Annotated in this window: 16 protein-coding genes; 10 read left to right on the forward strand and 6 right to left on the reverse strand. The window is 46.2% G+C overall.

All coding sequences use genetic code 11. The features are described 5' to 3' along the window. Window positions 1–247 precede the first annotated feature (247 nt). Window positions 248–1,102, forward strand: a complete 855-nt coding sequence (locus tag ACLGGO_RS12590; RefSeq protein ID WP_446419574.1) for a hypothetical protein — start codon at window positions 248–250, stop codon at window positions 1,100–1,102. Between the two features lie 244 nt (window positions 1,103–1,346). After that, window positions 1,347–3,026: an ABC1 kinase family protein gene (locus ACLGGO_RS12595; protein WP_446335707.1), complete on the forward strand. Its 1,680-nt coding sequence runs from the start codon at window positions 1,347–1,349 to the stop codon at window positions 3,024–3,026. Between the two features lie 475 nt (window positions 3,027–3,501). Here ACLGGO_RS12595 and ACLGGO_RS12600 read toward each other — a convergent pair whose 3' ends face one another. Continuing rightward, window positions 3,502–4,839 carry an S-layer homology domain-containing protein gene (locus ACLGGO_RS12600; protein ID WP_446335706.1) on the reverse strand — a complete coding sequence of 446 codons (1,338 nt, stop codon included), beginning with the start codon at window positions 4,837–4,839 and terminating at the stop codon, window positions 3,502–3,504. 670 nt (window positions 4,840–5,509) lie between these two features. Between ACLGGO_RS12600 and lepB the strand changes: the two genes are divergently transcribed. Together lepB and ACLGGO_RS12610 are read left to right on the forward strand one after the other, a co-directional pair. Continuing rightward, entirely contained in the window at window positions 5,510–6,157 is a 648-nt protein-coding gene (lepB, locus tag ACLGGO_RS12605) for a signal peptidase I (RefSeq protein WP_446335705.1), read from the forward strand. Window positions 6,158–6,197: 40 nt separating this feature from the next. After that, the gene (locus tag ACLGGO_RS12610; RefSeq protein WP_446335704.1) at window positions 6,198–6,755 is read left to right on the forward strand and encodes a 3'-5' exoribonuclease domain-containing protein; all 558 of its coding nucleotides are present in this window, start codon (window positions 6,198–6,200) and stop codon (window positions 6,753–6,755) included. Window positions 6,756–6,768: 13 nt separating this feature from the next. Here ACLGGO_RS12610 and ACLGGO_RS12615 read toward each other — a convergent pair whose 3' ends face one another. After that, window positions 6,769–8,094: a hypothetical protein gene (locus ACLGGO_RS12615; protein WP_446419575.1), complete on the reverse strand. Its 1,326-nt coding sequence runs from the start codon at window positions 8,092–8,094 to the stop codon at window positions 6,769–6,771. 380 nt (window positions 8,095–8,474) lie between these two features. Here ACLGGO_RS12615 and ACLGGO_RS12620 point away from each other — a divergent pair, with 380 nt between their 5' ends. Continuing rightward, window positions 8,475–9,020, forward strand: a complete 546-nt coding sequence (locus ACLGGO_RS12620; RefSeq protein ID WP_446419576.1) for a 2'-5' RNA ligase family protein — start codon at window positions 8,475–8,477, stop codon at window positions 9,018–9,020. A 54-nt stretch (window positions 9,021–9,074) separates the two neighbouring features. On the opposite strand, the gene ACLGGO_RS12625 is transcribed toward ACLGGO_RS12620, so the two are convergent. Together ACLGGO_RS12625 and ACLGGO_RS12630 are read right to left on the reverse strand one after the other, a co-directional pair. Further along, complete coding sequence (locus ACLGGO_RS12625) at window positions 9,075–9,239, reverse strand: hypothetical protein (protein ID WP_446335701.1); 165 nt, start codon at window positions 9,237–9,239, stop codon at window positions 9,075–9,077. A gap of 112 nt (window positions 9,240–9,351) precedes the next feature. Next, on the reverse strand, window positions 9,352–9,873 hold the full coding sequence (locus ACLGGO_RS12630) for a DUF937 domain-containing protein (RefSeq protein ID WP_446335700.1): 522 nt from the start codon (window positions 9,871–9,873) through the stop codon (window positions 9,352–9,354). Window positions 9,874–10,466: 593 nt separating this feature from the next. On the opposite strand from ACLGGO_RS12630, the gene ACLGGO_RS12635 reads away from it, so the two are divergent. After that, complete coding sequence (locus ACLGGO_RS12635) at window positions 10,467–12,008, forward strand: YcjF family protein (protein ID WP_446419577.1); 1,542 nt, start codon at window positions 10,467–10,469, stop codon at window positions 12,006–12,008. Window positions 12,009–12,083: 75 nt separating this feature from the next. Here the strand turns inward: ACLGGO_RS12635 and ACLGGO_RS12640 are convergent, their stop codons facing one another. Then, complete coding sequence (locus tag ACLGGO_RS12640) at window positions 12,084–12,299, reverse strand: hypothetical protein (protein ID WP_446419604.1); 216 nt, start codon at window positions 12,297–12,299, stop codon at window positions 12,084–12,086. A gap of 241 nt (window positions 12,300–12,540) precedes the next feature. On the opposite strand from ACLGGO_RS12640, the gene ACLGGO_RS12645 reads away from it, so the two are divergent. From ACLGGO_RS12645 to ilvB, 4 genes are all read left to right on the forward strand, one after another. After that, a complete protein-coding gene (locus ACLGGO_RS12645; protein WP_446335697.1) occupies window positions 12,541–13,782 on the forward strand; it encodes a pentapeptide repeat-containing protein in 1,242 nt (413 codons plus the stop codon). Between the two features lie 134 nt (window positions 13,783–13,916). Then, the gene (locus tag ACLGGO_RS12650; RefSeq protein WP_446335696.1) at window positions 13,917–16,286 is read left to right on the forward strand and encodes a transglycosylase SLT domain-containing protein; all 2,370 of its coding nucleotides are present in this window, start codon (window positions 13,917–13,919) and stop codon (window positions 16,284–16,286) included. Between the two features lie 147 nt (window positions 16,287–16,433). After that, entirely contained in the window at window positions 16,434–17,414 is a 981-nt protein-coding gene (locus ACLGGO_RS12655; protein ID WP_446419578.1) for an ABC transporter ATP-binding protein, read from the forward strand. A gap of 247 nt (window positions 17,415–17,661) precedes the next feature. Continuing rightward, entirely contained in the window at window positions 17,662–19,521 is a 1,860-nt protein-coding gene (ilvB, locus tag ACLGGO_RS12660) for a biosynthetic-type acetolactate synthase large subunit (RefSeq protein WP_446419579.1), read from the forward strand. Between the two features lie 635 nt (window positions 19,522–20,156). Here ilvB and ACLGGO_RS12665 read toward each other — a convergent pair. Then, window positions 20,157–23,507 carry an ATP-binding protein gene (locus ACLGGO_RS12665; protein WP_446419580.1) on the reverse strand — a complete coding sequence of 1,117 codons (3,351 nt, stop codon included), beginning with the start codon at window positions 23,505–23,507 and terminating at the stop codon, window positions 20,157–20,159. Window positions 23,508–23,804: the final 297 nt, after the last annotated feature.

Here is a 23,804-nt window from a genome sequence, read left to right on the forward strand (position 1 = left end):
TCAACAACCAACGCAAATCAAACGAACTAGTACCGCGGGGCTCGCGGGAATGGAAACTGCCTGTGCAGACGGTCTACCGGGGACTCAAATGTACTCGTCTGAGTCTAGGTAAGTGTCGAAATCCCGCCAGGGAAAAACCAGGAAATCCAAGTTGTGAAGCTTGGAAGCCCACACCAGAATCTTGGATTTGGTGTGGGAGGATGTCACAACAGTCAGCCATAGCTACCAATCCATAGCTTAACCAAATATGCACGATTCGATGGATGATATCGCCAAACAAGCTCATCAGGGCAGCGTGGCGGCGATAATTCAAATTCTGAATCAACAGTTAGCCGACGCTCGCGTCAGAACTCGAGCGGTTTTTGCAGATGGCGTGTTACACCTGTTGTGTGAAGCACCTGTAGTCGAACCCCTTGAGCGCTCCGTACTCGTTAAGAAAATTCAACAACTCCTGGAAGACATTGCACCGCGTAGCATTCGTCGGGTAAACATTAACAGCCGCATTGTGCAGGAGCAACAATTGCTATGGTTAGAAGAAATTAGCCGTAACCCCGACCATCTGTTGTGGTCTCAAGACATCGTGCTGAGTAAGCCTAACTTGCTTCAGCAAGGGCTAAAGGCACTTCGCACTCCTAAAGCTGAACCGAGGAAGAAAACTCAGCTTCCCAAGGTGTCCTCCCGCAAACCGAAGGAAAACCATCGTTTCCGGGGCCGTCTTGTTGGTGGTATTAGCGTCAGCCTATTCTTACTCTTAGCCGGTTGGTTGGTTTATGATCGCCTAATTCCCACACTAAACGCCAGTACCACTACTAAAGAACCAACCCCTCCCCCCCAACCTGCCTCAACTTCAGCAGCAGCGACACCCTCTGATCCATTTACTGAAGCTGTGCGACTAGCCATCCAAGCCGATGCGGCGGGGACAACGGCGAATACAGCGGCTCAGTGGTTAGATATAGCAGCAGCGTGGGAAAAAGCATCGACTCTGATGAGTACCGTTAAGCCCGATCATCCCCGTTATCAAATAGCTCAAGATCGGGTTATCCTTTATCGCCAAAACAGCCAACTGGCTCAACAGCAAGCAAAACAAAGACAATCTGAGTAAGTTGTCATTTGTCATTTGTCCTTCGCTCCTTGGCGTGAATGAAGATAGTCATAAACCTGTCAAATCAGGGGACAACATTTTGAGGAAAGTAGAGATACGGTTGGGTCTTAACCCGATGAAGTAGGGTATGTAGGTAAGTCGTAAGCATAACGCAGCTCATTTTGCCATAAAACCTTACAGTATTAAGGAGGAGAACGATCGTTTCTCGCTCCTGTTTCCTCATTCATTACATGCAAAAGGCAGAATGCTGACCCAGGCTACGCCCAAGCCACCCCGTTGGCAACGACGCAATTATTCGCCCCTCGCTCGCCAGATTGACATTTTTCAGTCGGCGGCGAAGTTTATGTTCTATTTGTGGTGGGACAAAACCATTGCCAATGATACGCCCAATCACCGAAATCGCCGCGCCCAATGGCTGGTGGGGGCGTTGCTAGATTTAGGTCCAACGTTTATTAAAATTGGGCAAGCCCTCTCGACTCGTGCTGATTTACTGCCCTTAGAATACATAGAGGCATTGGGGCATTTACAGGATCGGGTTCCGGCATTTAGTGGGGCGGAAGCGATCGCGGTGATTGAAGCCGAACTGGGTCAGTCTATTCATGCATTATATCGGGAGTTTGACCCTTTTCCCCTGGCAGCGGCTAGTTTGGGTCAAGTTCACAAAGCACGGCTGCATACTGGGGAAGATGTGGTGGTTAAGGTGCAGCGTCCGGGGATTGAACGACTTTTTAATTTAGATTTTAAAATAATACACGAATTGGTGCGATTTGCTAATCGGTATTTACCTTGGGTAAGAAAGTATAAACTTGAAGCCATTTATCGTGAATTTTTTGATTTACTCTATCAAGAAGTAGACTATATCCAAGAAGGTAAAAATGCCGATCGGTTTCGGGAAAATTTTAATAATTATCCGGGAATTCTGGTGCCGACGGTTTATTGGCGCTACACGACGAGGAAGATACTCACATTAGAATATATGCCCGGTATCAAGATTGATGATCGCCAAACCCTAGAAGCCTGCGAAATCAATACTAATGAGATTATTCAACGGGGAATTAGTTGTTATCTAAAACAGTTATTAGAAGACGGTTTTTTCCAGACTGATCCGCATCCAGGGAATATGGCAGTGTCTCAGGACGGCAGTATTATTTTCTATGATTTTGGCACGATGGCAGAGGTAAAATCGATTGCCAGAGACCAAATGATTAAGACCTTTTTTGCTGTTCTCCGGAAAGATACGGATGAGGTGGTGGATACTCTGACATATATGGGGTTAATTGAACGACAACCGGATATGACCCCGGTTAAACGCTTAGTCGCCTTTATTTTAGAACGGTTTCGGGAAAAGCCAATCGATGTGCGAGAATTTGAGGCATTGGGTAATGAATTGTATTTGATGTTTGAGCAGCAACCCTTTCGCTTGCCCGCACAAATGACGTTTATTTTAAAATCGTTAACCACACTGGATGGGATTGCTCGTGCCTTAAATCCCGAATATAATTTATTAGCCGCTAGTCAACCTTTTGTGAAAAACCTAACGGTTGCTAAAGGGCGGGGAGACGTGGTTAAAGAACTGGCAAGACAAGCCAGGGATTTTATTAAATATCGGTTAAATAAGCCCAGTTCTACGGAACTGTTAATTCGCCGCCTAGAAGCCCGAATCGAGCAAGGGGAACTACAAGTGAGGGTGCGTTCCCTGGAGAGCGATCGCGCCTTACAACGAATTCATTTGGCGATTAAGAGTTTGATTTATGCCTGTTTGACTGGGTTTGCATTATTGGCGGGGACGGTTTTGTTATTGGTGCCGCATACGGGTTGGGCAATTGCCGCGTTTACATTGTCGGGGTTTTGGTTGATCATTTTGTTGTATTCTTTAGTTCAGTTAGCGGTGACGGAAAAATTAGAGAAAATGACCCGCAGGTAGGTAATATATTCTCCAGTTTTTGTTTGATGATTTATACTAAAATATTTGTAGGGTTATAATTGCTGCTTGAGCAATTGGTTTCCTCATGGGTAAACTCAAACTTTTAACCCATTTTCCTGAATCGTTGACGGATAAGATTGAGTTTGTAGTAAGGGCTTTAGCCTAAATTCCGTTGGGTTTCCTTGCGTTTTCCCAACCTACAACCTATTCCACCATTTTAGCCGTGTCATGCCACCAAGTCGGGGCGGGTTTAGTCGCATCTGGGTAAACCCGAAATGATAATAGTGAAAAGAACCCCTACAGACGAACCATTATAATATTCCATTTAGTCAATCTGTTCTGGTTGGGTATAGTTAAACTCTAAAATGGACTTAAATCCTATCCAGTCGTCTTTAGGCGACTTAAGCTTTCAGCCTTGGGTTTAAACCCAAGGCTGAGTAATGCGACAAGTGTCAGATCTGAGTCAAAATTCTTTCTAGTTCGATTGTTGGAGAACCTCACTAGCCGATATTCCCTCACCCTGAGAACCAAAATACCAAAGGGTGGCGGCGGCTTCCGCTTGCGTGACTGGCTTTTTCGGTTGCAAAAGAGTAGTGTACCCAAAAACGCGACGGATAATCGATTGTTCCCCATTTTGAAAATCTGCCAAAACTGCCCGCAACGCCTTCGGGTCAATCTTGCTAGCATCTTGGAATCCCCAGGTTTGCTGCACTGCATCCAGAGATGCTGACGGTAACCCCTGACGAATATCTAACGGGACTTTCCATAAAATTAGATTTTCTCGCGTTAAGGGTGCATCAGGGCGGAAAAGAACTTCTGTAGAATTACCACTCAAAGGACTAGGAATTAACCCCGCTTCCGCTAATCCCTGAATGGCGCCAAAATCAGGGTCACTGGCTGGCACATCTTGGAATGCAGGTTGAGTTGTTTCTGATGCTAAACGGATTTGTTTTCCCGGACTATTCGCATAAATCCGATTATTGGTATTAATGAGCCAACGGGCATACTGACGGCGGGTAATGATTTTGTTGGCTGCAAATGATGTACCACTATCCTCTGATTTATTGTTAGCACTAGAAGGGTCAGACGTGAGAACACCTAAGGCGGCTAAGTCTTCTACATACTGACGCAATCCTGAGGGAACGTTATCGAAATCAGTGAAGTTCTGGTTTTCACCAGATACCGAGTCAACGGATTGAGGCGTCTCTGTTACTTTCTCTGAAGATTCTGAAGCCTCTGAGGATGCTGCGGCTGTCTCGGTACTGCGGCGGATGTACTGAATCTCAAATTCTGTGGTATTTTGGTCAGTCTCTGCCTCGGTTGGGGTTTCTTGCGTATCGTTAATGGCAGTATCCGGAGGAATAGAAATCCTGACTTGTAAATCATTCCGACGCACAACAAAGGAATTCGTCCCTTCCTGATTCGGTTCAGAAATGACCTGCCAACTGTCTGATTCAAATGCCCTGCGGTAAAATGCCTGAATCTCATTACTAGGGTCAGTGGATGACCAGATGGTAAGTTGACCTTGGGCATCTGAACGAGTTAGGGGTTCAACGTTCTGTAATTGTGCATCGGGATAGCGGGGAATTACGGTAGGGAAATCTTCTGGCAGTTGCGCCGAAGAGGTTTGCCCATTAGTCTGACTGCCCAAAATTGAGGCATTATCCTCTAGGTTGGGGTCTACGGCTAAGGAACGTTCTAAGGATTGACCTGTGGGACTATTGGCGCAGGCGGTCAAGACACCCACTAGGCAAGCTACGAAACCTGTAAATAGAATAGGACGTTTATCTAGCAGCACAGGGAACAGAACCAATAGATGTTTCTCTTCTCACGCTAGCGCAAAAATTTATTCTTATGTTATTTGTCCTTTCTGGATTCCCCTACCGTCCCACTTCAGATTCCCCTACCGTCCCCTTTTTAGATCCCCCTCTTCCTTTAAAAAGGGGGAATCCATTAGTCGGTTTTAACCGACTTAAGCTATTAGCTGAGAACTTGAGTTCTTGGCTGGTTGCTACCAATGATGCAATTACGACAATGGCAGCTATTATCGTAATTGGCGAGTTTTTTTATTAAATAAAAATTTTGATAAATACAAAAGCACAAAATTATCCTGATTTACTAGTAAATTTTCAGATTACAATGTAGAGTTAGTTGAAATTCAAATAAACTATAAAGTCCAGTTTAAACCAGCGAATGGTTTTGAGGAAAGACGGCACGAGAGGGGAGTGTTTTGTTCCTTGGAAGCCAAGGAAGCAGGTAGAATGTCTGGACTACACTATCATTAAAAAAATGAGAGGCTTCTGCACGAGAGTGTCCATTAGGGTAGCTGACGAGGTTCAAGAACGCGATCGCCTCGTGAAGGCTACCCGAATCAGTACCCCCATCGCTCAAAGACCTAGAGAGCGTGTTATCTTGACTGAAAGCCAAAAGTTTTGTGGCGGCTGGTAAGAAGTGACAGCCAGCGATTTTGAGTACAAACCTGTATGACTTTAAACAAAACGGTAAAAAATCAGTCTGCTAAGGGAGGGATTTCAAAACCTGTGGATAAACCAAATCAGTCAACGGTAGCAGCGCAATCAACCCAATCTATATCGCCGAGATCAAAGTTTTGGCAACAAGTCCGGGAAAATCTACAAATTATTGCGATCGCACTCGCCCTAGCGCTGTTGATTCGAGTATTTATTGCCGAACCGCGCTACATTCCCTCAGACTCGATGATACCGACATTGACCATCGGCGATCGCGTGGTTGTGGAAAAAATCTCCTACCACTTCAAACCCCCAGTAAGCGGAGACATCATTGTCTTTGATCCACCACCTCAACTGCAAATGCAGGGGTATACAAAAGACCAAGCCTTTATTAAACGGATCGTTGCTACACCTGGTCAAATCGTACAAATTCAAGATGGCAAGGTCTATATTAATAGGAAGCCACTAGAAGAAGTTTACATTGCCGAACCACCGAACTATCAGATGGCACCCGTGCGAGTTCCGGAAGGTCAGTTATTTGTCATGGGAGATAATCGCAATAATAGCAACGATTCTCACGTTTGGGGATTCTTGCCTCAACCTAATATTATTGGTCACGCTTGCTTCCGTTTCTGGCCCCTCAGCCGATTCGGTTTAATTTGATGTCTGTAACTCCAGTTGGAGCAAATGGCTCAGAAAATAGATGACAATCGAAATCTACGTCAGCACAGATATTGAATCCGATGGTCCCATTCCCGGACTTCATTCTATGCTCAGCATTGCCTCGGCAGCTTACAGCGCAGACAAACAATTGATCGCAACTTTTACAGCCAACCTGGAAACCTTGCCAGGGGCAAAAGGTCATCCCAAAACCATGAAATGGTGGTCACAACAACCAACCGCTTGGGAAGCCAGCAGAGTTAACCCACAACCCCCCGAACAGGTGATGCAGAACTATCACGCTTGGCTAGAAGCATTACCGGGTGAACCGATCTTTGTTGGCTATCCTGCTGCCTTCGACTTTATGTTTGTCTACTGGTATTTGATTAAGTTTGTCGGCGATAGTCCTTTTAACTATTCGGCACTCGACATCCGATCCTATGCGATGGCATTCCTCAAACAAGATTATCGTGAGTCAGGGAAGAAAAACCTACCCCCTGAGTGGTTGGAGGAAATGCCCCTGACTCATGTTGCTCTCGATGATGCAATACAACAGGGAAAATTATTTTGCAATCTTCTGCAAAACAACTTACAACGATAGGCGGTCGTTCAAATTAAGCGTGGAGACCGTCGATGTAGGATTTAATTGTCGGTAGTGCCATCATCTTTTCGTAGAAGAAATTATTGACAATTTGCATCACCTCTGCTCGTGCTGCCTCAACTTGGGGACTAAGTGGAACACCTTCTTGCTGACGACTAATGCAGCGGGATAAACGCAGGAGATGACGGGTAATTTCTAATTCCTCTTCCCCTTCCAAAACCTTAATCACTGACAGAATCAGTTCATCCGTCTGATCAAGAATATGATCAATATCAAACACAGTGCCTTGATCGATGGCGTCTTGAACCGTTCGCACCAAGGCGTGAACTTGATACAGTAATGCGGCAGGTTCATCAAACAGTTCACGTAGGAAGGCAGCTTCCTCATATTTTCCATTCAGCCGGAAGATGTTGTACAGCCGTTTAGCCGCTTTGCCATAGTTGGGATTATCCGGCTTAAAATATTTTTTAACTTCTTTTTCCAACTGCGTCACATAATCATCCATGACATCAGTCGAAACCTGTTTCACCAGTTTAGAAAAGATGGGAGCCGATTCAGCATCGAGGTAAATCTCTTGGAAATAGCCGTCTAGATAGCCGTCTAAGGGCGTGATTGTACCATCGGGAGCTTCCCAGGTTACATCCAACATATTGCTGGCGTTAGCCAATTGGCGGCGCACCGGATCAGCAATCACCCAGTCCAGCTTACACCAACCGGGATCGTCGGCGACCGAATCCCAAGTGATGGTCATCGGATTTCCTTGCAAGTCGCTGACTTCAATTTGCCCAGCTACAACGTCATCAGGGGACCAAGAGATAGGTGAGCCTTTGTGATAGGAATGTTCATCGCGGATCACATCTTGGGGATAGCTACCAAATTTCAGTTCAACTAATTGAAAATTATCACCTGAGCGGCTGTTGATGGTTTTCTCACGCATAATTCGGGAGAGAATCTGGCAGGCTTCAGCCCGGGTCGGGGCAATAATATTCACCCGCTCAAAATAGTCACAGTCCCCTGGGTGAGTTTGAACCTTAGATTGAGCCGCTGAACCTGATAGCGCCAAAGCGGTTTCTACAACACCAGGAATATCGTCAAATTCTACAATTCTGCCGATGGTGCGAAAACGCTCTAGATCTTTGGGGTCAAAATCCAACATACTGACCTTGTGACCAAAAACCCCCGTATTTTGATCAACGGTAATATCGCTGTCTCCTGTGGCTTCGGTGATGGAGTTCATCCATCTTTTCAATTCTTGTTCATTGAGTTCAACCCCTAATCGACGGGCAGATTCAATCACGCGGTTGCGTGCCTCTGCCGTTTGATCTGGTGTTGTAGTCATGTCGGATCTCCTCCAAATAAATAATTGATCAAGGATTTGATGGGTCAAGAAACCTCAAGCTCTTTGATGCCTTCTGCTTTTTGCTGTAGTCTATCAACCCAAAAATGCGGATTATATCATTTTGTCATAGTTTAACCCCAATGTCTCACACGTTTGACAATTTTATTCCTCAAAACCTTTGCCTACATCGGGTTTCTACCATTTTTAGACTACCCCAGAATTTTGACAGAGTGTTGCCAGCCTTTTTCTACGGTCAATCCAGGTTGTATAAACCTTTGGGCAATTGGGGTGAGAGATCCGGGGTTATTGCCAAGTTAGGAAAAACAACAAATATTAATCCCTAAAACTGCTCCTATGAAAACCTATTTTTCTTACTTAATATGAAAAAAGTCTTTTTTATTGCCCTGCTTCCTCCTCAAACCATTCAAGACTCGATTATGGAGATTAAGCAACATTGTGCTGACGTTTACCAGAGTAAAGCCGCCCTCAAATCGCCACCCCATATTACGCTGCAACCCCCTTTTGCATGGGAAACCGATGCCGTACCTGTTCTCGAAGAATCTCTAAAAACCTTTGCTAAAACTAGGATACCTGTCTCCATTATCCTGCAAGGGTTTGGGGCGTTTAAACCTCGTGTTATTTACGTCAACGTTCTGAAAACGCCAGAACTGATCGCGATTCAAAAGGATTTAATGGAATATCTAGAAGAATCCCTCGGTATCGTTCATGAGCGTTCTAAAAATCGTCCCTTCTCGCCTCATGTCACTGTTGCTTTTCGTGATTTGAAGCGGCAGAATTTCCGCAAGGCGTGGATTGAATTTGAGAACCAACCGTTACAATTTGAGTTTTTGGCATCTCATCTTACGTTATTACTTCACGATGGTCGGCGATGGAATGTAAGTGTAGAGTTTCCCTTTTTAATATAAGCATATTACATCTTTTGACTGATGAAAAAAGTAGAGACATTGCCAGCAACGTCCCTACTGGCGTGGCACACCTAAACAAGATGGATTAGCATTGTAGGGATACCATCCTTGCGCCCGAAACACCTGTAATATCATGTCCGCTAGTATCGGACTTGTATGAGCCTGTTCATCGTCAGGTAAATCAAGCATTTTAAGGCGAATGGTACTGAAAATTTGCATTTTTGGAGCGCCGAACCTTTGATAGATCGTAGGGTGGGCAATGCCCACCAGCCTCATCTGAGAGTGCTATTCATTTTAAGGCACTAAAGTGCTTACTACAAACAAATGACGATCAAGGATTCAAATAACGGGATGCCATTTGCATCGCATCAGCAATATCCACATCGCCATCACCATCTGTATCGAGGAATGAGTTCAGCACAGGGTTCGATCCTTCTGGATTTTGAGTGCTTGTGCCAGTTTTGAGTAAATTCAGCACCAAGGGAACTAGCATGGGTAACAGGGATTGAATGGTTGCAGCATTGAGTCCTGTCCGTTGTTCGGCTTCCTTTACTAACTGTTGGATTTGCGGTGTACTAAAGAGTAAATTGACCGCTTGATTGCTAGCACCTGTACCACTGAATTGGTTGATAAAAGATTGCGTCCCCTGTTCTCCTTCAGCTTCTCGCTTTTGTTGCAACGCTGGACGGGCATATTTGCCAACTATGGATAAAACTGATTGAATTGTGGAGGGGTCAGCATTGGCACTTTGGCTGAGGTTTTGCACGGTACTGAGAATGCCCGCTAATTGACCGGAACTGGCTTCCTGAGAGGGGTTATTAATCGCACCGAGAATTTGATTGAATAAACTCATCGTTTTTTGGCTGTAAAGAATGTCTCTATAGATAATAGTTTTACACCATCTGTAGGGGGACGACATGTCATGCCTCTACTCTAGGCTTGAGTTCTTCGTCGTAGATAACTGAGGCTTACTTACATTTTCCGGCGCAAGACGAGGCGCCCCTACAGTTTCTGGGTGTAAGCATCATCCATTAAGTATAGTTCGTTGCTCTTGCTCAGCACAGGGTAATTTGAGATTTATGATCAAGTACTGCCAGATCTCACTTATCTTGCACTTTTATAAGTAAGCCCTGACACCCACCAAGAACTCAAGTCCTTCGCTAAAAGCTTAAGTCGAATAGAACTGACTTAAGGCTGGTGGGCATTGCCCACCCTACGATATATCTTTTGTAAGTAAGCCCACACCCACAAAGAACTCAAGTCCTTCGCTAAAAGCTTAAGTCTATTAAAATGGACTAAAACTAGGGATGCAGTCCTATGTGAGAAGAATGCAAGCTTTTGGTTCCTTGGGTTGCAACCCAAGGCGGTTTAACTTCTCCTTGGCATCCTAGCTATTTTTATTCTGCCATCTGCCTTCTGACAAACCCTCTGCCTTCCTAAAACATTATGCCCCTACCCCGCCTACTGACGCTCATTATCGGTCTCAGTATTATTCTGGGGCTAATCCTGTGGTTGATTGATTCGATTAATCGACTCTATTGGTCGTTAAATTCGCCTCTACTGGCAAATTTGCTGGTTTTATTGCTGATTATTCTACTTGTTCTGTTAATTGCCACGTTTGTCTACTACGTCTGGACATTCAGCCGCCCCAAATCGTCATCCCGCAGGCGTCGCCCTACGCCAAAAGTACCGCAGGAGAAAACGGAAGCGGCTTCTGAAACGCTAAAAGCAGTGCGACAGCAGGTGCAGAAAATTCAAGATGAGGTAGCCCAGCAAGCCCTGTTGAGTCGATCTCGTGAGATTGAAGCGACGTTAGCCCGTGGGGAACTGTTGGTTGTTATCTTTGGCACGGGTTCATCGGGGAAAACGTCCCTGGTTAATGCTCTCATTGGGCAGATGGTGGGTCAAGTGGGGGCACCGATGGGAACCACGGATCAGGGGCAGACTTATACTCTAGAGTTGAAGGGATTAGAACGGCAGATTTTGATTACCGATACACCGGGTATTTTAGAAGCGGGTGTGGTGGGTACCCAACGGGAACAACTGGCGCGACAGCTTGCCACGGAAGCCGATTTATTATTATTTGTGGTGGATAATGATTTGCGACAGTCGGAATATGAACCGTTACGTCGTCTAGCTGATATTGGTAAGCGATCGCTGTTGGTTCTGAATAAAGTGGATCTCTATACTGATACTGATAAAGAAACGATTCTGGCACGGTTACGCCATCAGGTGCGCGGGTTTATTGCCGCTTCAGATGTGGTAGCCATTGCTGCCAATCCCCAACCTGTACGATTAGAAAATGGGGAAGACTTCCAACCTGACCCTGATATCATACCCTTAATCCGCCGTCTGGCTGCGGTACTAAGGGCTGAAGGACAAGATTTGATTGCGGATAATATTTTACTCCAGTCTCAGCGTTTAGGCGAAGACGCCCGTCGTCTAATCGATCACCAACGGCGGCGACAGGCGGAGAAAGTGGTGGAACGGTTTCAGTGGATTGGCGCTGGAGTGATTGCGGTTACGCCGTTACCTGTGGTTGATTTATTAGCAACGGCGGCGGTTAACGCTCAGATGGTGGTCGAAATTGGTAGAATTTACGGCTGTGATTTGAATATGGAACGGGGGAGAGAATTGGCGCTGTCTCTGGGGAAAACCTTAGCCAGTTTGGGAATTGTTCAAGGGGCAATACAAATTTTGTCAAGGGCGCTACAATTTCACATCGCTACTTATTTAGTTGGGAAAGCCATTCAAGGGGTAACGGCGGCGTATTTAATCCGAATTGCTGGGAAGAGTTTTATTGAATACTTTCGTCATGATCAAGACTGGGGTGATGGGGGGATGACAGAAGTTGTGCAGCAGCAATTTCAGCTTAACCGTCGGGATGAATTTATTAAAGCATTTATTCAAGACGCGATCGCACGAGTGGTTATCCCCCTGAAAGATACCTCAAAAGTGGACTCTAATCCCGATGATTGGGGTTCGTAGGGACACTGTCTTCGCCATAAAATATACCCGAAGGCACATCTTACATTAGAGTCGTCATTTGTCATTTGTCATTTGTCATTCGTCATTTGTCAGAGAACATGAAATTGGAAACAGAAAATTCATAATTTTTAATTCATAATTCATCACCTGAACGCCCTGTGGTAACTGACTTACCGGGGCGGGAATCATTTCGCCGCGAAAGTCCAAAAGCTGAACCAAAAGAAGGTATGCCAGTGCCAGAAGTATGGAAATGGCTCCAGTAATAATTGCCACAATTTTTGAACGATTCATTGATAAATGGGGAAGAGGTGATTGGGGAAGAGGGAAAAACAGGAAGCCGGAAACGTTGTGGGTGACACCATCTGGCATTTACTCTAAGAGAATATGCCGTCGCTATTCTAGTTCAATTGTTCCACCAAATGCTTTATTCTACAGCATAAGAGTTGGTCAAGTCGAACCGTTGCTGAATGCAATTTTCAAGTGCCGCCAACGCCCATTGTCTTATAGTTGCCCCATCCGTTCGGAGGTTATAATGGCTCAGGACTACTCCGGTCAAAACCTGCAAGGTCGCTCGTTTCGAGGTAGAACTGACTTAGCCGGTGCTAACTTCAGCCATGCCGACATCCGAGGCACAGACTTTACCAATGCTATCCTGACGGGGGCAAATTTTAGCTATTGCCAAGCGGGATTGCAGCAACATTGGGCAACAATTCTCTTGCTGGTGGCTTTATTTCTATCGACGCTATCTGGTTTTATTTCCGCCTTGGCGGGTGTGATCACTGGCGCTGCGCTGATTAGTCAGAACCTAATCGAAATCTTAGCCGGTGTGTTTATTCTCATCGCTTTGGGTGTTTTTGTGAGCATGACGATTCGCCAAGGGTTGATTATGGCGTTAGGGGTTTGGGTTGTGGCAATTGTGGTGGCGGCAATGGTGGCAGTTCTAACCGGAGCTACAGCGGTTGCCGTAACCGTAGTAGCTGCCAGTGCTGGAGCAGTCGCGGCGGCTATGGCGATGGCAGTCGTGGCAGCAGGAGCAGCAGCCGGTGCTGTCGCCGCTGCTAGCGCTGTGGCAGTCGTCGCGGCTGGAGCGGGTGTTGTCGCCGCCGCCGGTTCTGTAGTCGTGGTTACGGCTGGGGCACCTGTGGCAGCAGCAACCAGCGCCGCAACGGTGGCGGTGATTGTGGCGGTAGGCGTGGCTGGACTTTCTGCCTATGTAAGCTGGCGAGCCTTAATTGGGGATAAAAACTATGCTTTCATTCGTCGGATTGCAGTTGCCTTTGCCGCGATTGGGGGGACAAATTTTCAGGGTGCCGATTTAACGGAAGCGGATTTCACCCAAGCGCTGCTCAAAAGCACAAATTTTAGACAAGCGAAGGTGACGCGCACCTGCTGGTTTCAAGCCAAAAAACTCGAACTCTCCCGCGTGGGAACAACCTATTTGGAACACCCGAAAATCCGGCAATTAGTCGTTACAGGTGAAGGACAGGAAAAAAACTTCGACAATCTTTGCTTGCCCGAAACGAATCTGCGGGGGGCTAATTTAGTGGCGGCGAGTTTCGTCAATAGCGATCTCAGCTATGCCAATTTGCAGTCGGCTAACTTAAAGGGGGCGAAGCTGAAAAACACAAATTTAGATGGGACGGATTTAATTGGGGCTTGTCTGGTGGGCGCTTATATTGAAGAATGGAAGATCACAAGGAAAACCAAATTTGATCGGGTGCAGCGTCAGTATATCGTTCGACGATTGGGTCTGAAAAAACGACCAAAACGCTAACCCCCATCCAGAAACGGTTCGGGAAAATTTCCCACGGGATCAATCCATCCAACTAACAGTCAAACCGGGCAATGCCATCGTGTTCTGTGATCTTCACCCAGATCTAAGATAGATGTGCGTCAGCAGGAGGTTCTATGAGAAAAAGACGCGAGATTTTCGCCCCCCACAGCCGTTCAAGGCAAAAACAACGAAGACGACAAATCGCTCTAGTCGCTGGAGTCGGACTCGTTGCTCTCATCTGGGGAGGAACGCTTATAGGAGGTGAGTATACCAGGGGTCTTGGTCAATTGACCATCTGGCTGCCTTTTGTGGAGCATAACTCCTTTAGCCCAGAAAAACAGAGTAACACAGCGGTTTTGCGACTCGCGTCCTGGAGTGCGAACCAGCGCCGAGGTAAACTCGAAGCGATCGCACAAGGAAATCGTTCCATCGATAGGTCTCGTGCGCGTTATCTTTTGGCAGGGGATTTAATTGAGCAAGGCAAGGGCAAGGAGGCGCTGCGTTGGTTAGAGGGCTTGGAGTTGGACTATCCTGTACTCGGCGGCTATATTGCAGTTAAACGCGCCCAAGCTTACGAACTGATGGGCGAGAAAATCAAAGCCTTAACCGAATGGCAAAACCTGCTGCAACGCTATGCGGATCAGCCCGTTGCGGCTTATGCTCTTTATGCTCTTTTCTCCCAAGATTCAACCTATCAGGACGACGAGATTAAATCTTTGTCCGCCAATCTGGGTTGGCTGGAGAAAATCCAGCAGATTTATGAACCACCCGCCGACGATCCCAAATACTGGGACAAGGCAATCGCTAACTATCCGTCTCATCCGCTGATTCTAGAATTAGCACAGCAGCGTCTCCAAGACAATCCAGATCAGCCTGAGTTGATGCTGCTTTTGGCTCGCTATGCCTTTGACACCCCAGAGGTCACTTCAGATATCACGCCTATCCTAGACCAATTGGTGGGAAACTACAGTAGAGCAGTTGACTCCGATGATCAACCCCTAATTAAACCCGATGACTGGCAAATGATCGCGGTGGGCTACTGGCGAGACCGGAAATATGGGCAAGCCAGTGCGGCTTATGCCAAAGCTGCCAAGACTTCCCAAAATGCCTATTTAGTAGCCAGAGCCCTCAAATTCGCCCAGAAGTACGCGGAAGCGAAACAGGCATACAAACAGATGGTGCGTGATTTTCCCGACGCCAAGGAAACACCCGCCGCCCTGATTGAACTGGCGCAACTGGAACCGGATATTGAGGCAGTTCCCTATCTGGACGAAGTCGTTGAGCGCTTCCCCGAACGCGCAGGTGAAGCCCTTTTGGTTAAAGCTGAAACCCTGGAACGCCTAGGTAGTTATAAAGCCGCCGAGCAAGCCCGAAAACAATTGATCGATGACCATGGCGATTCCGACGCCGCCGCCGCCTACCGCTGGCAAGTCGCGCGGTTGCACGCTAAATCTGGCAATGTAGAGGCAGCTTGGGAATGGGCAAAACCAATTACCACGGAAAATCCTCATCGCTTCCTGGCACGTCAGGCTGGCTTTTGGGTGGGCAAATGGGCAAGGGAATTGGGACGCCGACAGGATGCCCAAACCGCATTCGAGCAGGTGATTACCAATCACCCCCAGTCTTACTATGCGTGGCGCTCTGCTGTACAGCTAGGTTGGGATGTGGGCGACTTTAAAACAGTCCGTCAACTTGATCCGAAACTGGTTCTGCCGAAAACCCGACCCTTACTACCTGGGGGTTCACCCGCTCTCAAGGAACTCTATTTACTCGGGTCTGACCAAGATGCTTGGATGCTTTGGAGAGCCGAATTCCAAAATCGCCTAGAACCCACCGTCGCCGAGCAGTTTACCGATGGCTTGGTGCAGTTGGGGATAGGAGATTACCTGAGCGGCATTGCTACCATTGCCAGCTTAGAAGATCGGGATACCCCCGAAGAACAAGCTCAGTACCAAGACTTGCGGGAAAAATTCACCTACTGGCAAGCGCTCTACCCATTTCCTTTCTCAGACGAGATTGCCACCTATTCCCAAAAGCGTGAACTCAATCCTCTATTAGTGACTGCCCTGATTCGCCAAGAATCTCGCTTTGAACCCGATATTCGTTCGGGCGCTGGTGCTGTGGGTTTAATGCAGATGATGCCCAGTACCGGGGCGTGGGCGGCAGAAAATATTGATATGGAGGATTATTCTCTGGAAAATCCAGACGATAACATTAAACTGGGAACCTGGTTTCTGCGACAAGTTCACCAATCTTACAACGACAACTCCTTACTTGCGATCGCAAGTTACAACGCCGGTCAAGGGAATTTGGCAAAATGGCTGCGACAAGAAAGCGCTGGCGATCCTGATGAGTTTGTCGAATCCATTCCCTTTGATGAAACCAGAGACTATGTAAAGCAGGTGTTTGGTAACTATTGGAATTATTTACGCCTGTATGATCCCAAAGTTGCCGAGCAAGTCGCCCAACATTCTCAGAGTCAGTCAACGGCAATGCGTCGGTAAGGGAGTAGGGGGGAGCAGGGGGAGCTGGGGGAGCAGGGGGAGCTGGGGGAGCAAACATTCAATTAATGCTTACGCTGTGTACCAGAAACAGCAATATACTGATAGTGTTATAAATTGTAGAACTGTCAATTATTTAATTAACAGCGAATGGATTCGACTGCTGATTTGCCAGGGGCATTGACTACCCTTGACCAGAGTCCAGTCGTCGCGACTTCTGAGCTAAGGAAAGTTTATCGCACTGGCTTTTGGCTGAATCAAAAAATTGAATCACTTAAAAGTTGCTCTCTCTCAGTTGAGCCGGGAGAGACATTTGGCTTGCTCGGTCCTAATGGGGCAGGGAAAACGACGCTATTGAAAATTTTACTCGGCATTGTCCGTCCCACCTCTGGACGGGGTTGGCTGATGGGAAAACCGATTGGCGATCGCCAGGTGAAGCAGCGAATCGGTTATTTGCCGGAAAACCCCTATTTCTACGACTATCTGACAGGCTGGGAATTCTTGCAACTGACCGCCGGATTGTTTCAAATCCCCAAAAGTCGTCAACGTCAACGCATTCCCCAATTGCTGGAATTAGTCGGATTATCGAAGTCGGCGGCGAAAAAAAAGCAGTTGCGACAGTATTCTAAGGGAATGCTCCAGCGCGTCGGCATGGCACAAGCCCTGATTAATGACCCTGATGTGGTATTTCTGGATGAGCCGATGTCGGGACTTGATCCCATGGGACGCTATCAGATCCGGGAAATTATTCTCTCACTTAAGGAGCAAGGTAAAACCATTTTCTTCAATAGCCATGTTTTATCCGATGTCGAGAAGATTTGCGATCGCGTGGCGATTCTGGCGGAGGGAGAGTTAATTTGTATGGGCACTCTGGATGAACTCTTGGGTGTGGCGACTCATTACCAGGTTCGCGGCAAAGGCGGTAACATCGACATTCTCCAACGCTGGGTTAAAGAACTGGCATTCGAGGAAGATAGCTGGTACGGTGAACTCAAAGGTGAACCCCAAGAATTTATTGCCAGTCTGCGCCTGATGGGGGCGCAATTAATTGAGATCACCCTAGCACGTTCCTCTCTAGAGGAATTTTTCATGCAGCAGTTACATCAGAGGGGGATTGAATCGAGTCATTAGCTGGGGGAGCAGGGGGAGCAGATGCATTCGTAGGGGCGAAGCATTCGCGCCCGAATCTATCGGTTTTCTATTCAAATTTCAACGCGAATGCTTCGCCCAATGACCAATGACTAGACAGTGATCCTAAATTTGTTTTACACTCATAGGTTACTTCCTCGATTAAGATCTACCATAGGTCGGGTGAACCTATTGTCAGGATATACAAAACTCATAGAAAAAGCGTTAATCATTATAGTGAGGGTATCTGGTGCGTTACCAAAGTATCTCTAAAAAAGAAGTCAAACAAAAAACCGTTACTCGTCGCACAGGTGCTTACGCCCTGATGGACAGTCTGAAGCGTCATGGGGTTGACCATATTTTTGGCTATCCCGGTGGTGCGATCCTACCGATTTACGATGAATTGTATCAGTGGGAAGAACGAGGGGAAATTCAGCATATCCTAGTTCGCCATGAACAAGGTGCTGCCCACGCGGCTGATGGGTATGCTCGGGCGACAGGAAAAGTGGGTGTCTGTTTTGGCACATCGGGTCCTGGGGCGACAAACCTGGTGACGGGGATTGCTACCGCCCACATGGACTCGATTCCCTTGGTGGTGATTACCGGACAGGTGGCACGGGCGGCGATTGGTTCGGATGCGTTCCAAGAAACAGATATTTTTGGCATTACACTGCCGATTGTGAAGCATTCTTATGTGGTGCGTGACCCCCGTGATATGGCATGGATTGTAGCCGAAGCGTTCCATATTGCCAATACTGGTCGTCCAGGTCCGGTTTTAATTGATATACCCAAGGATGTAGGCTTAGAAGAATTTGACTATACCCCGGTTGACCCAGGTATGGTTAAGTTGACGGGGTATCGTCCTACGGTTAAGGGAAATCCCCGGCAAATTAATCAGGCATTGCATCTGATCCGAGAGTCCCAGCAACCTTTACTTTATATCGGGGGTGGTGCGATTACTGCCAATGCCCATGATCAAGTTAAGCAATTGGCAGAAACATTCCAAATTCCCGTCACGACGACGCTGATGGGGAAAGGGGCATTTGATGAATCCCATCCGTTGTCTGTGGGGATGTTGGGTATGCATGGCACGGCTTATGCTAACTTTGCCGTGAGTGAATGTGATTTATTGATTGCCGTCGGTGCGCGGTTCGATGATCGCGTCACCGGTAAGCTGGATCAGTTTGCTTGCCATGCTAAGGTGATTCATATCGATATTGACCCGGCGGAAGTGGGCAAAAACCGCGCCCCTCAAGTCCCGATTGTGGGCGATGTGCAGCAGGTTTTGGCTGAGTTATTACGGCGCTATCAGGAACAGGGAATTTCGGCTGAACCTAACCAGACTCAGCCATGGCTTAACCGGATTCAGCGTTGGCGTCAAGATTATCCTTTGGAAGCGCCGCAGTATCCAGATAGTATTTCGCCTCAAGCGGTGATTGTGGAGTTGGATCGCCAAGCCCCTGATGCCTATTACACCACGGATGTGGGTCAACATCAGATGTGGGCAGCACAATTTCTGAAGACGGGACCACGCCGTTGGATTTCCAGTGCGGGTTTAGGCACGATGGGCTATGGTGTCCCCGCTGCTATGGGAGTGAAGGTTGCTCTACCCGATCAGCAAGTGGTTTGTGTGGCGGGCGATGCTTCGGTACAAATGAATATTCAGGAGCTTGGGACGATAGCACAGTATGGCATTAATGTCAAGACTGTGATCATTAACAACGGCTGGCAAGGAATGGTGCGCCAGTGGCAAGAGGCGTTTTATGGACAGCGGTATTCGTCCTCGAATATGGAAATAGGAATGCCGGATTTTGCTGTCCTGGCTCAAGCTTATGGGATCAAGGGCATGGTGGTGAAGCATCGAGACGAACTCAAGGACGCGATCGCTCAAATGTTAGCATACGATGGTCCGGTTTTGCTGGATGTCCACGTCACCAAGAATGAGAATTGTTATCCGATGGTTGCACCGGGTAAGAGTAATGCACAAATGATTGGATTGCCAGAACGCAGTCAGCCGGAACAGATAGCCGAGGTAGTCGATTGCAGTAACTGTGGTACTCAGAATCAGACTACGAATCATTTCTGCCCAGTTTGTGGGACGAAACTGTAATCAACAATTATTGGAAAATTGGATAGTGAAAAAGTCTCCTGCGGTTGTAGGGGGCTTTTTTAGTGCTGTTTTCTCGATTGTGGGGATGATTTCAGGATTCTACAATCCACAATTTGCTTCTCTAATATAAGGTGGTATAATTATAATAATAAATTAATATTATGGTGATAGGAAAGCCTTCCAAGGTGACTTGGAAGGCTATGTCGTTCATTATCGAAAGGAATCTCAACTCCTCTATATCAGCATAATCCCTACCTGTGACAGGCTTGTCACAACCCTGTGACAAGCTTGCGATCGCGTGATGTTGCTGAATATCTCTAATTCCCTTGTAGTCAAGGCTTCAACGCTTCTGACCGGAATTAGTGGGATCAGGCTCCCCGTCTTTATCGGGCGGGGAGTGTCAAGCTAATATTCCTCAAATTCAATAGAATCGAGCAGGCTAATAGTGATTGGGGAGACTTTCTGAGTCATTTCCGGGGAATTTGAGAATGTATAATTCTCGATATAGGGATAGTCGCACTGGGGAGAAGGTGGATGGGTTGGTGTAGGCGTACACCCGCCGCACACAATTCACACCGCCCAGTGATTAATTCTATTGGGTCGCCCCCCGCCAGGTATTGGTTATTATCTAACACTTAACGAATAATAATATCCACCTCAGATACTCCCGATCGCTCAGCTTGCTGACAACGCTCCTGATAAAATTGAACCACGCGATCGCGATCATCCCATTGCCACAGTTGAGTAAAAACCTGCTGCGCCTGGGCAAACTGTTTCTCCACATACAGATGCACACCCCGTTCAAACTCCCTCCGAGTTTGTCGCTTCAGTTCAATCAGCGGCGGCGAGTTACTATCAAACACTTCAAAGATAGCGATAGGTTGGCGTTTTCCTTTCACCGTCACTCGACCCAAGAAACGATAACTATAATGGTGAGCATTTGTCAAACTATTTAACGTTTCTTCGCTAATTAAAATATCCACCCCAAAAACCTTAGTTAACCCCTCCAAACGCGATGCCAAATTTACCGCATCCGCAATCACTGTCGTATCCATTCGCTGAGACTCTCCCACCGTTCCCAACATTAAACTCCCTGTATGCAAACCAATTCCAATCGCAATCGGTTCATACCCACAGGTTTGACGATGAACATTATACAAACCCACTTGTTTTTGCATCTCAATTGCTGCCTGTAGTGCATCATCAGGTATCTGCGGAAATAATGCCATCACCGCATCGCCAATATATTTATCAATAAACCCACGATAATGGCGAATCACAGGACCCACACGACCCAAATACGAATTCAGAAAGTCAAAATTTGCTTTCGGTGATAATTGTTCCGACAAACTGGTAAACGAACGAATATCGGCAAATAAAATAGACATTTCTTTTTGCACCTGATCCCCTAATTGCACATCCACAATACTTTCTCGTTCCAAAAATTGCAGAAATTCATAAGGGACAAACCTTCCGTAAGCCGCATTGATTTTGGCTAAACGAAGATGGGTTTTAATTCGGGCTAAAAGTTCATTCTTTAACACAGGCTTAGTTAAATAGTCATTCGCGCCAACCGCAAACCCCTCTACTAAATCAGAAATCTGATTTTTCGCCGTTAACAAGACAATCGGCAGTTCATTGGGAAGAAATTGTTCCCGCAGTTTTTTACACAGTTCATACCCCGTCATTTGCGGCATCATTATATCTAGCAAAATCAGATCCGGTTTGAAGCCTAAGCGAATCAACTCTAAAGCTTCTAAGGCACTAGAAGCTTGAGTAATCGCATAATTTTCCAACGACAGATGATTGACAATTACCTGGAGATTCGTTGGTTCATCATCCACAATTAAAATGTGGAATGTCCCCTCTGGGGTAACAACCGCATCTTGAGCGATAAGAATACGATCAGGGCTAACTGTTCGCGGCGTATAATCTTGAACCTTAGACAGTTCTAAGGAAGGTTCATCCTCAACTTTCCCCTGAGATAAAGGCAGAGTAAATGTAAATCGTGACCCCACTCCCACCGTAGACTCAACCTTTATTATACCGCCGTGAAGTTCAACCAATTGTTTCGTAATTGCCAAACCCAATCCCGTTCCCCCATAGTGACGAGCAATTGAGCCATCGGCTTGTTCAAAGGATTCAAAAATGCGATCAATTTTGTCTGGTGGAATACCAATTCCCGCATCAATCACATGAATTTCCAGCATGTCATTGACTGGCGCTGCTGAGACTTCAATTGTTCCCTGTTCCGTAAACTTAATCGCATTACTCACCAAGTTGTATAAAATCTGCTGCACACGGTTTTCATCAGCATCAACAGGGAGAATCTCTGGATTAATGCTATTGACTAACTCGACCGGTTTATTACCCACCAAAGGTTGAGAAATGGTTAAGACAACAAGGGTAACTTCTCGAATTCCGATGGGTTTTATATTCAGGTGCAGGTTATGGTGTTTGAGTTGGGATAAATCGAGTAAATCATTAACAAGCTGGTGCAATCGCCTACCGCTTGACACAATGAGAGACAAGTTAAACTGAGTCGCATCAGATAGGGTTCCCGTCGCTCCATCAATCAACGATTCTGCAATGCCAATAATCCCATTGAGTGGGGTTTTTAGCTCATGAGACGTATTGGCTAAAAATTCATCTTTAAGCTGATCCAGTTGTCGTAATGCAGTATTTTTAGCTTCTAACTCTATGGCATAGTTTTGTAGCAGGTTACGCGCTTGGATAAATTGACGCTCTAACATAACCCCTAAGGTGAGAATGAAAATTAACGTTCCCCAAGGATAAAGTTTTTGATACCAGTTCACCCACTCTAGGCGATAAATCAAAATATCATTAATGGCAGATAGGGTAAGCATACTAAACCCCAATGTAAAGAGTTTAGCTTCAACGTTACCCGTCAAAGAAATTTGCACCGCCTTGGTTAAAATAATTATCGCACTGGCTAAAAAGAAAAATTGAGCCAAAGTGACTGTTTGAGTCCAAGAAAAGCTGTGAGTGATGACTAAAGTAAACGCCGCCACGGCATAAGCAAGATGAAGTTTCCAAAGATGACGAATAATAGACTGGCATCTCATCTTAAACATTTCTTGAAAGAAGAGGCAACCACTCACAGGAATCAGATAAAATGATGTATATTCCCAGAAACGCAGTACTTCTAGATAAGTGATAAAAACAGGAATAAAAAAAGACCGCGATAGGGTGTAAATACCTATCATTGCCGTCAAGATTCCAAAGTAAAAGTATGATTTTCTTTCGGGGCGACTCAAGGACAATCCGAGGATAATTACTCCTAACATAAAAAATATAATACCGAGTAGTGAGTCCGTTTGCTGCTGGAAAAAGCGTTTAATTACAGCATTATGATCACCCAGAAAAACGCGCTCAAATAAGCCGATATAAATTGAAGCATTTTCTCCGACATACACCCGAAACAAGAGAGTTTGATTCTGGAATTCTGACTCAAGTTTAACGAGGGGTAATTTATAGTCTGTCAGTATAGCTTGATTAGCAGCATTGAGTGACCATTGACTATAGAGATTTTGATCCTCTAAGTATACATCTAATATATAAGGTACAGCGCCCAAATAGAGAGTCGGAGAGTGCCATTCTCCAGCGGGTAAAGGAACACGCAACCACAGAATCTGGACATTTTCATGGCTTGGTTTTTGGATTTTTCCGGGAAACTGAAATGACTGCCATTGTTCAGGAGATGTCTGGTTTTGATTCCATTCTGAAATGCTTGTCTGATGTTGATAAAAATCACCCCAATGATATTGCCATCCCTGAGTGATTTCTACCAGTGACGATGAAACTGGCGCGACTGGAGATTGAGCTGAACCAGATACCGTGTAGACGACTAGGCAACTGAATAGTGTTAAAATACATGCACCCAGATACGAGATTCGAGGTTTTTGAGGTAGCAGATGTGAGCGCCATTGCTCCCACCGTTGCTTTATGTGTTCACCCCTAGTCATAGTAGAGTCCCTGTCGTGATTGCTGCTATCCTATTCCTATTGTGAGGCAAGCCGACAGACTTTGGCAGCATCTATACATCTGTGAATCTACTCTTGCGGAGTTGATTGGCTAACCCGACAAGACAATGGTCTTTATGCCACAATGGACGGATAAGTAGGTGGGAAAAATTACAGTTAACCCTGGGGATTGTCTTATGTCTTATGTAAGGGTTTGAAATATATTTACAGAACTTAATATAGTTGGATTGATTTTCACTAATCTCCTTACTCCAGGTTCTAGTCAACTAACCAATTTTT

Origin of the sequence: Coleofasciculus sp. (assembly GCF_046565525.1) — a bacterium.
GTDB lineage: Bacteria > Cyanobacteriota > Cyanobacteriia > Cyanobacteriales > Coleofasciculaceae > Coleofasciculus.